This window comes from Microcoleus sp. FACHB-672 (genome assembly GCF_014695725.1).
Taxonomy (GTDB): domain Bacteria; phylum Cyanobacteriota; class Cyanobacteriia; order Cyanobacteriales; family Oscillatoriaceae; genus FACHB-68.
The window spans coordinates 82,477-94,983 of the sequence record NZ_JACJOU010000009.1; the positions used below are offsets into that span (position 1 = coordinate 82,477).

At 45.8% G+C, this 12,507-nt stretch carries 9 protein-coding genes; 2 read left to right on the top strand and 7 right to left on the bottom strand.

From position 1 onward, the window contains the following. Positions 1-387: 387 nt before the first annotated feature. Positions 388-747 carry a helix-turn-helix domain-containing protein gene (locus H6F56_RS25735; protein ID WP_199312605.1) on the bottom strand — a complete coding sequence of 120 codons (360 nt, stop codon included), beginning with the start codon at positions 745-747 and terminating at the stop codon, positions 388-390. 68 nt (positions 748-815) lie between these two features. Here H6F56_RS25735 and H6F56_RS27280 point away from each other — a divergent pair, with 68 nt between their 5' ends. Further along, entirely contained in the window at positions 816-938 is a 123-nt protein-coding gene (locus H6F56_RS27280; RefSeq protein ID WP_416360985.1) for a hypothetical protein, read from the top strand. 172 nt (positions 939-1,110) lie between these two features. On the opposite strand, the gene H6F56_RS05925 is transcribed toward H6F56_RS27280, so the two are convergent. Further along, entirely contained in the window at positions 1,111-1,728 is a 618-nt protein-coding gene (locus H6F56_RS05925) for a Uma2 family endonuclease (protein ID WP_190665935.1), read from the bottom strand. A gap of 96 nt (positions 1,729-1,824) precedes the next feature. After that, positions 1,825-4,422, bottom strand: coding sequence for an alpha-glucan family phosphorylase (gene glgP, locus H6F56_RS05930; RefSeq protein WP_190665991.1), 2,598 nt, complete (start codon positions 4,420-4,422; stop codon positions 1,825-1,827). Positions 4,423-4,770: 348 nt separating this feature from the next. On the opposite strand from glgP, the gene H6F56_RS05935 reads away from it, so the two are divergent. Next, complete coding sequence (locus tag H6F56_RS05935) at positions 4,771-5,970, top strand: PAS domain-containing sensor histidine kinase (RefSeq protein WP_190665936.1); 1,200 nt, start codon at positions 4,771-4,773, stop codon at positions 5,968-5,970. Between the two features lie 108 nt (positions 5,971-6,078). Here H6F56_RS05935 and H6F56_RS05940 read toward each other — a convergent pair whose 3' ends face one another. From H6F56_RS05940 to H6F56_RS05955, 4 genes are all read right to left on the bottom strand, one after another. Further along, entirely contained in the window at positions 6,079-7,083 is a 1,005-nt protein-coding gene (locus H6F56_RS05940; protein ID WP_190665937.1) for an ABC transporter permease subunit, read from the bottom strand. Next, positions 7,080-8,702 (bottom strand): sugar ABC transporter ATP-binding protein, encoded by a 1,623-nt coding sequence (locus H6F56_RS05945; protein WP_190665938.1) that lies wholly within the window; start codon positions 8,700-8,702, stop codon positions 7,080-7,082. The genes H6F56_RS05940 and H6F56_RS05945 overlap by 4 nt, the downstream gene beginning before the upstream one ends. A gap of 83 nt (positions 8,703-8,785) precedes the next feature. Further along, positions 8,786-9,763 carry an ABC transporter substrate-binding protein gene (locus H6F56_RS05950; protein WP_190665939.1) on the bottom strand — a complete coding sequence of 326 codons (978 nt, stop codon included), beginning with the start codon at positions 9,761-9,763 and terminating at the stop codon, positions 8,786-8,788. A gap of 689 nt (positions 9,764-10,452) precedes the next feature. Then, a complete protein-coding gene (locus tag H6F56_RS05955) occupies positions 10,453-12,108 on the bottom strand; it encodes an iron uptake porin (RefSeq protein ID WP_199312607.1) in 1,656 nt (551 codons plus the stop codon). Between the last annotated feature and the right edge of the window lie 399 nt (positions 12,109-12,507).

Genomic DNA, 12,507 nt, shown 5'->3' on the forward strand with positions numbered 1-12,507 from the left:
ATCTCAAAGCATTGACTATTTAAATGGCTGAATTCGTAAAAGAAATGCTCTCCGGTCTTTGGCTCTACGACTCCATATATATAAGTTGCTTGAAACTTCCATTGGACTTGACCAATTGGTTTGACCCCACGAGCCGTAATTTTTCGGCCACTCATCGTCTTTAATCCTATTTGCGTTTCGTCTGAGCAAAAAAATCTAACCTTGTCGCCTAAACCCATTACTGTTATGGCTATCTGGCTCAGCATCGCTAGGTTCTCTACAAAGTTTTTTTAAAACTCTCTAATCTTTATTCTGAGTGTTCTTTGCTTTTCGGTCTCGCTATTTTAGGAGAAGCTTTTAATTTATAAAACACCAACTGGTGCACTGTTTTATAGTTAGCTACTACACCTAAATCTTCTGACAACCATTGACAGATTTCTCCATAACTATTAAATCCTTGATTTGAATGCAGTTTTTTTCTAAGGCTTTTTCTGCCCAAAGGGGTATTTTTCTGGGTCGGCCCCCTCCAACTTTTTTCTCCAAGAATTTTTCTAGCCCTCCTTGACGGTATTTGGCTAACCAATCTTGGACAGTCACTCTATTTCTCCCTAGAACTTGGGCAGCTTCTGTTACTGTTCTAGCTTTTTTTGTCTTGAGTAAGTACAACAGTTGTAGTCGTTCTTTCCCGGATCCGGTTTTTTCTTGGCTCAGCCGTTTCTTAAGTTCGGTTTCACTTTCGGTGATTTCTATCTGACAGACTCCGGCCATTTTTTTCTCTAACTCTACTCAGGTAGTAGTTTACATGATTTGTAGCACTGGTTTCAAGAATTGGTATTATTTTTGATAATGCCTCTTTTCATAAGGGGGAAATATCAGAGAAATTATCGAAAGTGCCGGATGCGAGGTCTGGTAAATACCCGCCTTACTCACAAGATTTAAATAAAATAGAAAATTGGTAGGCTGTTTTAAAAACTTGGATGAAACAGAGGCTGAAGGAATTTGAAACCATCAGGGAATATGTATATACAGCCCTCAAACAATGTTATAATGTTTTTGCCTAATGTTCTATGTATTTAATAATGTCTGAAAACACTTCAGTAATTTTTGAGAGTCGGCACCTTTAGACACAGGTTATTGCCTTGCACTAAATACCTGTTGTGCTGTCAAGCTCAATTGCGGAAATATTGATGATTGAATTCGGTCATTTTTCCGAAACTGCTTGAGCTGGTATTCGCCTTTGAGTAACTGGTAAATACTAAGCGTAGGTTGTTTTGGGTTGCCAATGTAGCGCCTACCGCCTAATCCTAAATAGTCTACAATCCAATACTCAGAAATCCCCATTGCCTCGTAGTCTTCTAGTTTCAGCGCATAATCATCGCTCCAGTTCGTTGAAACAAGTTCTACAACCAAAGGGATGGAACTCCCAACTGTGATAATGGATTCCTTTCCCCATCGGGGTTCGTTGTTCTCAACTCCCTGCTTATCTAAGACAATGACATCGGGTTCATAGCTTGATTCTTGTGCCGACTTGACAACGCATTCCTTGGGAATGAAATAAGGCAGTTGAGATCGCCGAATCTCTAGAAAAAACTCGCCCGCTATAAATCCGGCGATTTCCGAGTGCTTACCCGTTGGTTTTGGCACTTCAACAATAACCCCGTCGTGCAGTTCGTAATGCTGTTCTGAATTCTCTGGATACCAGGCAATAAATTCATCAAATGTTACTTGTTTTAGTAGGGCTTGAGCCATAGAAATTACTCCACCTCTATTTAAAACATGGCTTTCTGTGAAAGGTGAGAAGAGAGCGTATTTCAGCTTTCTTTTCACCTTTCTTACTTCACTTTCTTATGCCCACAGCACCACTCTGGGTTCATAAGGACTGCTGAGATGTGGGTGGTGAGGCAGCACCCGTAGGGAAACCCCTTGAAGACCGGAGGAGGTGTAGGTGATATTGCCGGTGTAAACGCTCAGGCTACTGTTATCTTTGCCTTGGAAATTCATCACCACCGGCATCCCATTAACAATCTCACCGTTAGCATCCACCGACCCTTGATAGAGTTCCACCTGCAAATCATCCGGTGTTAATCCTGCTAAGTTCAGGCGAACTTTAACGGGAATTGTTTGATTAACCTGTAGATCGGCTGGTTCAGCGATATCAATATCTTCAATTTTGATATCAGACCAATGTTTAAACAGGTTCGTCTTCCAACCGGCTAAGGTTTTAGCGGCTGCATGGTTGTCTGCAGTCATATCGCGGTAGCGGTCGCTCGCTGGGAAGTAAGCCCGCATCGCGTATTCGCCCACCATCCGGGCGGTATTAAAGTGGGGGCAGTTGAGGCGGATGGAGTCCTTCATCTTCGCTACCCAGCGACGGGGAAGCCCTTCCTCATCCCGGTCATAAAACAATGGCACCACTTCTTGCTCTAGCAGATCATATAGAGCGTTGGCTTCCACCGTGTCCTGATACTCCGGATCGTCATAGACTTCACCGTGACCGATCGGCCAGCCGGTGCGGACATAATCGGCCTCATCCCACCAACCGTCAAGGATGCTGAGATTGAGCAGTCCATTCATGGATGCCTTCATGCCGCTGGTGCCAGATGCCTCCCGTGGGCGTCGGGGGGTGTTTAACCAGACATCACAGCCAGAAACCATCATCCGCGCCACATTAATGTCGTAGTTGGGAATAAAGACGATATGCCGGCCCATTCCCTGTTCGCGAATCGAGTGGATAATCTCTCGGATGACTTCCTTACCGGGTGTGTCTTTGGGGTGCGCTTTGCCGGCAATCACAAACTGCACCATGCGTTTTTTCTGGCCGACGAGCATTCCGCCCTTAAAGCGCTCGGCATGGAGATCCAGCAAAATTCGCTTAATTCGGTCGATATCGCGTAAAAACAGGGTGCCGCGCTTATAGGTGGCAAACCGGCGGGCGAATCCAATCGTTAAAACGCCCGGATCGAGGACTTCTTGCGCCTCTGCAACTTCCACCGGCGACGCCCCGCGCTCCCGTAAGTATTTTTGCAGTCGCTCGCGCACAAACACCACCAACTCAGACCGGCAGCGTTCGTGATTTCGCCATAACTCATCATCGGGAATGGTATCCACGCGATCCCACAGGGAATTGTCTGCGGGTGTTGCCGGCCAAGATGGGCCTAAGTATCGGTCGTAAAGCTCCTGCGTGAACTTAGCCACACAGCTACGGGCGTGAACTCCATTTGTAATCGAAGTAACCGGCACTTCATTCACGGGCAAACCTGTCCACAAATCCTGGAACAGCACCCGCGACACTTCTCCGTGCAGCTTGGCAACCCCATTGACAAAACTCGCCATTTTAATCGCCAGCGTTGCCATATTGAACGGTGCTTGCTTGTCACCCGGATTTTCGCGCCCCAGCCCCAGAAATTCCTCTGTCGGCAGGCCAAAGGTGTTGGCGTAGTGGCCGACAAAGTGCATGATTTTGTCTGGAGGGAATAAGTCGAACCCTGCCGGTACCGGCGTGTGGGTGGTAAACACATTACTGGCGGTCACCACCTGTTGGGCTTCGCGATAACTCAGACCCTGTTGCATATACTCCTTGATGCGTTCCAGGGCTAAAAAGGCCGCGTGGCCCTCATTCATGTGGTAAGCCGTGGGTTGCAGTCCCAACGCCTTCAGCATCCGCACCCCACCAATCCCCAGCATGATTTCTTGGTGCATCCGCATATCGATGTCACCGCCATAAAGTTGGTCGGTGATGTCGTGGTCGTAGCGGTTGTTGGGTTCAATATTGGTGTCGAGCATATACAGCGGCACCGTGCCCACCTGCACCCGCCAGACGCGAGCGAAAACCTGCCGGCCTGGGTAGTCTACGGCGATCCGCAGTTCGTCCCCGTTGGCGTCTCGTTCCAAATGCAAGGGCATATTATAGAAGTCGTTAATCGGGTAACGCTCCTGCTGCCAGCCATCGGGGTTAAGATATTGACTGAAATAGCCTTCTTGATAAAGCAAGCCCACACCGACCAGGGGTAAGCCCAAGTCGCTAGCGCTCTTGAGGTGGTCGCCGGCGAGTATGCCCAAACCACCGGAGTAGATGGGCAGGCATTCAGCGAGGCCAAATTCAGCCGAGAAGTAGGCGTAGCACTCCTTCTGCTCTGTATGACCCCGATGTTTGCGATACCAGTTCCGCTCGGTCAGGTACTCGTCTAGCTGGCGGGCTGCCCGTTCCATGTGAGCCAGAAAGCCTTCATCTTCCGCTACTTCCTGTAGGCGATCTTGAGAAATGGTGCCTAGCATTAAAACCGGGTTATGCCGGCTCGATTCCCACAGATCGCGGTCTAGGCGTCGGAATAAGTCTTTGGTTTCAACATTCCAATCCCAGTGCAGATTGTAAGCAAGCTTGCGGAGGGGTTCAAGTTGCTCTGGTAGAGACGAGGAAACGTTAAAGGTACGAATTGGCTGCATCGGCAGATCCTTGTAGGGACGCTTGGACTGGAGACTAGGAACTAGGGAAGAAACAGAAAGTAGGGTATAGAATCTAGCCACTAGCCACTAGCCCCTAGTCTCTAGCTCATTGTCTCTTCAGTTCTGTCAAAATCATGGCGCTCTTAATACAACTTTTCGCATTTGCCGGGAAATTGGCCATTTCCCGGGACGGGCCGCTTGCCTGTCGTTGGATACCGCTTGCCGGTGGGGTGCGGTTAAACAGCCATCTTTCCCTGGATTGAGGCATGATCGATACAGAAGCTCATTGAGCTACAACAGGGTGCCATAACGGGTTTGCAGGATGTGTAGCAGCAACAGAGGAGCGAAATGCTAGAGCAGAATCGGCAGAAATTAGAGAGCGAGCAGCGCTTTCGAGCACTCATTGAAAATGGAACGGATCTAATTTTAGTTTTAGATGCTAATGGGATTTGCCACTATGCCAGTCCCTCTTTAGGGCGGATTTTAGGCTACGGCCTGAATGAAATTATTGGGAAAAGCGTGTTTGAATTGGTGCACTCAGACGACGTGGCGAAGCTGGATCAGATATTTGATTATGCCTTAAAAACCCCGCGATCACACTTGCCCATTGCTGAGTACCGAGTGCAGCACAGCGATGGTTCCTGGTCTATTTTTGAGGCTGTGTTGACAAATTTGCTGGATCACCCGGCAGTGCGGGGAGTGGTGATGAACAGCCATGATGTCACTGAGCGCAAATACTCGGAAGCGGCATTGAAACAGGCTGCTACTGAGGCTGAAGCCGCGAACCGGGCAAAAAGTGCATTTCTTGCAAATATGAGCCATGAACTCCGCACGCCGCTGAGTGTAATTATTGGCTACAGCGATATGCTGCTGGAGGAAGCTTTGGCAGTTGGCGATAAGGACACGGTGCGCGATCTCAAGCAAATTCGCACAGCCGGCGCTCATCTGCTGACTTTAATCAACGATATTCTAGACATTTCTAAACTCGAAGCCGGCCAAATGCGGTTATATTTAGAACCTTTTAGTATTGCCAGTCTTATTAAGGAAATTGTTAGCACAACTCAACCGATTGTTGATGGCAACGGCAATACTTTAAAAGTAGACTTACCCAGCAATTTAGACGTTATTTATGGGGACGCAACGAAATTAAGGCAGGCGTTACTTAACTTGTTAAATAATGCGGCTAAGTTCACTCAGCATGGCAAAATTATCCTAACCGTAAGTGAGAAAGAGGGGGAACCCGAGGCAGCCGATGGGAAGGAGAGCCGGTGGATCGTCTTCCAAGTTCAAGACACCGGCATTGGTATTGCCGCCGAACAGTTACCCCATCTATTTGAGGCGTTTACTCAAGCGGATGTTTCAATCTCTCGCATTCACAGCGGTACGGGTTTGGGTTTGGCGATCAGCCGCCGGCTTTGCGAGATGATGGGCGGTAAAATTACTGTTGAAAGTGAAGTGGGAGTGGGTTCGACCTTTAGGATTTATCTTCCTGCCGGCATGACAAATGCGAATACAAAAGTTGCTGCCGAGGAGGATGATACTGAATGATATTTTAGATAGAAAAAGTGCAGAAACCTCCATTTGCTGCCGGCACAGTCACCTGACAATCAGAAGCTAGAGATTTCTGCGCTACCGATTAATTTTCCTATTAACACCTCACGCCGCGTTAGAACTGGTGCGAACTTTGTCAATCGTTACGGCAATAATAATCACCAAACCTTTGACAACTAACTGCCAGAAAAATGACACGTTCATCAGCGTTAATCCATTATTAAGGAGGGCAATAATTAAAGCACCGAGTAAAGTTCCCCAGATCGTGCCAATGCCACCCGTAAAACTCGTTCCTCCCAAGATTACAGCGGCGATTGCATCTAGTTCATAGCCTTGCCCCAACATTCCCGTTGCACTGTAGAGGCGCGAGGCGCTCATAATACCGCCTAAACCGGAAAGCAACCCACTCACGCCATAGACAAATAACAGCACGCGATTGACTTTAATTCCTGTTAGTCGTGCCGCCCGAATATTGCCGCCAACGGCATAAATATGTCTCCCCAGAACCGTTCTTCTTAAAACAAACCAACTGGCAACAACGGCAAGCAAAGCAATGACAACCAGCCAAGGAACTGGACCGAGATAATTATTGCCGATCCAAGCAAAATTTAAATCTCGATTAAGAACGGTGGTGCCGTTGGCAACTAAGTACGCAACCCCACGTAAAGCTGTATAGGAACCAAGGGTGACGATAAAAGGTGGTAATCCTAAATAAGCAATGAGAGATCCGTTGAGTAAGCCTAAACCTAATCCCGCTAAGAGGGCAGCCGGTATGGCAAGCAAACCCACACCTGGAATCAACGAGACAAGCACCCCAACAACTGCCGTTACGCCTAAAATTGAGCCAACTGAAAGGTCAATTCCGCCTGTCAAAATAACAAATGTCATGCCGGTGGCTAGCACAATATTAATTGCTGCCTGCCGAATAACATTAACGAGATTTCCAGGCGAAAGAAAGCTTGGCGTAACGATTGAAAAAATAATACAAATTGCCACCAAAATTGGTAAAATACCGGCAACCTGGATAAAATTTCTCCAAGCTTGGCGTTTACTCGCTTTCTGGCGCTCGCCTACTGAAGTTCTGGTCGGTCTGATTTCGGTTTTACTCATGATTTCGCTACCTCTCTTGCCCCTGTGGCATAAGCCATGATGTTCTCTTGTGTAATCTTTTCCCCAGTTGAGCCGCCAACTTCCCCAACGAGGCTTCCCGCACGCATGACTAAGACGCGATCACTCATTCCCACAATTTCCGGCAGTTCGCTGGAAATCATTAAAATGGCTACACCTTTTGCGGCTAAATCGCTAATAATTCGATAAATTTCGCTTTTTGCTCCGATGTCAACGCCTCGCGTTGGTTCATCTAACAAAAGGACCTTGGGGTTAATGGCTAACCAACGAGCTAGTAATAACTTTTGCTGATTTCCCCCAGATAGATCCATTGCCCTAATGCTTGGACTGGCAAGCCGAATCCCTAAGTCACTAATCGCATCAGCTACAATTTTTAAGAGGGACTTTGAGTTGATAATGCCGGCTTTTGCTTCACGCTCCAGAACATTCAGGGTGATATTCTCACCCGAACTCATGTCTAGAAATAAACCGAGATTTTTGCGATCTTCTGGTACATAGGCAATTCCCGCTTCAATAGCATCATTGGGGCTAGAGATGTTTAATGGGCGCGTCTCTTTGATATCTTCTGGAACATAGGCAATTCCTGATTCAATTGCATTCGTGGGTTCGGAGATTTTCAGAGAACGACCTTCTAATTTGATTTCACCACTCGTCTTTTTGTCTGCCCCAAAAATTAGACGGGCAAGCTCAGTTCTGCCGGCACCCACTAAACCGGCTAAACCTACAATTTCGCCGGCATGAAGTTGAAAATTTGCCGGCTTTACCTTGCGCCCATCACTTAAATTTCTGACTTCAAGAACCACTGGGCCAGGGTTTATTTGACGTTTATGTTCGTATAAATCCTGTAAAGGCCGACCTACCATCATTTCAACTAAGCGTTCGGCGGAAATTTCTCGCTTTTCAAGAGAGCCAATATAACCTCCATCTCGGATGACACTCACGCGATCAGCCAGAGCATAAATCTCTTCCATGCGATGGCTAATATAAATCATCGCAATGCCCTCACTTCGTAAGCGGCGAACCACCTCGAAAAGCTTTTCTGTCTCACGATCTGAAAGTGCCGCTGTTGGCTCATCCATCACTAAGATGCGGCTTTTATGTTTGAGTGCCCTGGCAATTTCAACTTGCTGTTGTTCGGCAATGGAAAGTGTTGAAACCAGATCCCCCGCGCCAAAACTTGCATCGAGATTTTCTAGTACCTCAGTTGCCTGCCGGCGCATTCCCTCTTGATCAAGAAAGGTGCCTCCTTTCTTTAGTTCACTCCCCATAAAAATGTTTTCAGCAACGGTCAGATTTGGGGCGAGATTTAACTCTTGATAAATAATCGCGATGCCTAAATCTCTAGCTTGACCGGGATTTGTCATCTTAACCACTTCCCCGTCAATTCTTATTTCACCGGCATCGGCGATATAAGCACCGGCAAGAATTTTCATCAGCGTACTCTTGCCGGCACCATTTTCACCCATAAGGGCATGAACTTCGCCTGGGTAAATGGTGAGATTGACCCCATGCAAGGCGGTGAAACCGTTAAAGGTTTTTGTAATTCCTTGCATTTCCAGAACAGGCTTCGTTTTTATTGAAGTTTCAGTGCTACTTACCATCAGAAATTCCTGTTATTTAATACTTCGCGCTCCACAACGCGACAGATGATCAATTCATGAATAAGTGGAATTAACAAAAGTGTTTATTCACTGGTCCAGCCTTTATGCTGATTAACATTTTCACGAGTGATGAGTGTAACGGGAATCAGAATGTTGGGATCGGCAGGCTTGTTTCCTTTAATAATGTCGTTTCCAACTTCAACTGCTTTGGCTGCCATCCGAAAAGGATCTTGAGCTGCCGTCGCCGCAAATAGGCTTTTTTCTTGCTTGAGCGCATCTAGCGCTTCCGGTGCGCCATCGACGCCAACAATAAAGAATTCGCTTCGTTGTGCTTGTTTAGCAGCGAGTTCTGCACCAATGCCGGTTGGATCATTAATCGCAAAAACCGCATCAATTTTTGGGAAAGATGTGAGCAAATCGCTCATGACTCTTAACCCCCCATCCCGGCTTCCTTCGGCATTTTGATCTTTTGAAAGAATCTTGATATTGGGATATTTGGAAAATACGCTCAGACACCCCTCAACTCGCTCAATCACGGAAGCAACAGGAGGCCCATTAATAATCACAACATTGCCTTGACCTTTTAAGCGATCTGCAATGTATTTACAACTGACTTCACCGGCTTGCACATTATTTGACGTGACAGTGGCATCAACACCGCCTTCAGCAGCAGTATCAACTGCAATAATAGGAATTCCTGCTCGCTTTGCTTTTTCTACAGCCGCAAAAATCCCCCGACTGTCCGCAGCATTCAGTACAATCATGCTGACATCCGAGGCAATGAAGTTTTCAATTTGGTTGAATTGCTGATTTAAATCGTCCCCGCTGGAAACGAGCGTTGTTTTCACGTCTCCACCGCCTATTTTTTTTGCTGCCGCCTCAGCACCCTTCCCAATTTGTACAAAGAAGGGATTGCCGAGATCGCGGACTGTAACAGCAACCGATGAAAGTTCTGTGCCTCGATTCTTGCCGGCTTGAGTGTTTTCGCTATCTGCTGAACAACTCACAAGAGTGCCCGTGACTAGACTTAAAAAACCGACTGCGACCGCTACTCGTTTCACTTCAAACTCCAATGAATGAACGATCGGTTGAAGAGAGCCGATTGCTAATATGACTGTGCAAACCTAACAATAGCCCATGTATAGGATTGCCCAATACCTTTTGATTTTCTGCTAGTCAAATCTCTCTAATCCGATTGCCAGAATGCTTAGGAGAAGAGATGAATTAAGGAATACACCTCGTTCTCTCTTCCGGAAAATTGCTATTTTTTCTTAAAATATCTTAGAAATGGGGAAGCGTTCCTGTGCTTCAAATTAGGAGAAGTTTTTTGCAGAAGCCACACTTGCAAAGTCATATTAATTTTGACTCTCGCTATTTTTTATATTCTGACTTTAATACTAACTTGTCATCTATCTTTCGATTGATATAATGCTTTTAAAAAAGCTGCCTTGCTTAAATAAAATTATTAAATTTTGTGAAGATTTTTACGCAATCTTTTTTCTTGACGAACGAATATTGTTCGCTATTTTGTCAAAATAGCGAAGGCTAGTATTATACTTCAAAAATACAGGATTAATCTTAGAAAAAGTTAAAACTTAGGTAAAAGCTAACCCGTTTAACTTAGGAAGCTATACCCAAAAAAAAAGATAATAAAATGTTCGTTTTTGCCTGACCCTTGGACAATAAGCTAGGCAAAAACAATCTATTTCTTCAGAGAAAATTTTCTCAAATTAATCGGGTTAATTCCCCATTAAAAGTTAAAGCCGGTACGAATCAACCCTACCCATTGTGTATCGTTGCGGCTGTCATTTTCAGGATTAATCACCACCCAAAAAGCCGGAGTAATGGCAATGTTGTCATTTATCTGAAAGCGATAGAACGATTCAATGTGATATGAAGAATCTGGCTCATCACGCACATCACTGTTGATGACGCGTGCCGGCAAACCTACTAAAATACCGGGGAGGTTGCCTTCACCCCCGACATCTGGGAAACTCAGACCAATCGCTCCATACATAATATTGGCGCTATCACCTTTACCAACGTTGAGTAGAACCGAGCCACCTCTACCATCAGAGAGGTTGCTGTCACCAGAACTGTTGGCATAGGCATGGGTGTAAACGCCCCAAGCATGAACTTGAAAGTTAGGAGAAAAGCGGTAGAATCCTTGTATTCCTAGGGAATCGCTGGATGTAGCAATATTGTCTCCGAAGGGTCGTCTCGCCAGAAAACTGCCGGTATCCCCCGTGAGATCAACCTTGTCACTGGGTGCGTAGGAACCGGAATACAAAATACTAACGCCTCCCGACTTTCCATAGTAAGCAAGCTGAGCCAAGGCGTTGTAGGAACTGTTAAATATACCATTTTTTGGCCTTGGGATATTCGCATTACCGGATAAATAACCCACCGTTAAAACCAGGTTTTTGCTGATATCCCAGTTAACCGCACCGCCTCCACCGCCGCGCCGGTAGATGGGACTGTATTCTCCAAACTTGGAAGGAATTCCTAAACTATCGCTGGCGATGGTTGCAGGGGTAAGCAAGCCGGTAATATCAGGATAGCCAACACCAGTTGGCCCAATTGTAAGGGTGATATTCGGCGTAATTGGAGTGATATAGAGCAGGTGAGGCAGGATAATTTCGTTATTAAAGTTGCCATCAAAGTTTAATCGCGTCATATTTGTCCCCGTCTGTTCAGCAATGTTTCCAAAATTGCCGAATTCCATGCGGGTTCTAAGAAGATCGCGACCTGTAAAGCTGGTTTCAATATTTAATCGAGCGCGATCACTAAAAAAGGTTCTGGTATCATCGCTATCTCCACCAACGCGATCACCAAAGGTGTCGTTTACTGCCATGATAATTTCAGCATTTAGCTTAGTCGTGGTGGAGAATTGAGTTGCTTCTAATTCTGTGGTTCTTGCTTCTAGAGTATCTACTCGACCACGCAATGTTGTTAATTCATTGGCAAATTGGTCTTGCAGTTTTTGTAAGGTTACTAAATCTTCTCTGCTCACCTGGTTAGGCGCTTCTGTCCCCACTAATTCGCTCACAACATTGATACAGGCATTCAATGCGGCTGCAAATTCGTATCGAGTCATCGCCTGGTTCCCTCTGTAGCTGCCGTCGGGGTAGCCTGTGATGCAGTTGTAGCGCTCAACGAGCGATTGTAATGCTTGAAATGCCCAATCTGTGGGTTGCACATCCGAGAGTTGAGAGACAGAGTTGATCTGCGATAAGGGATCTTCAGCGACATTTTCTGAAGCTTCAGTCTCTATAGTTTCCATCGGCTCATCCGCAACCGAGTGATCTATGGGTATCGCCCAAGTTGCAGATGCGGCAAGTAAAAAGAAAGCCGGTGATGCGATTAGAAATGCACGAACCCTGTGAAAAAAACACTTAAACATCATAAAACATGACTTTTTAAGGTTGATATCTATCGCAACAAAGAAATTTTCAAGGTACTGGCAATTAAACGTGTGCGCGGCGATATAGCGAGTAATCGGCTCGCTGAAAACACACGTACTTGTTTTTGCTAATAATCGATTCCAGATTGGATTTCTAGATGCTTATATAAAGAAAGATATAAAGAAACACCCTCGGTTTTGCCTCCTAAAAATCCTGGGAATTTCTTAAAATATCTTAATAAGGATGTAAGCTCTCTAGCACTGAAAATCTGGAGAAAGTTTTTAACGAAAGCTACTAAAGCTTTTGTTTAAAGGCTTGCAGAGTTATATTAAATTTAACTCTCGCTATAATCCATGCTGATATTAACAAATCGGCTTTGCATCTATCTTAAGATGGATGAA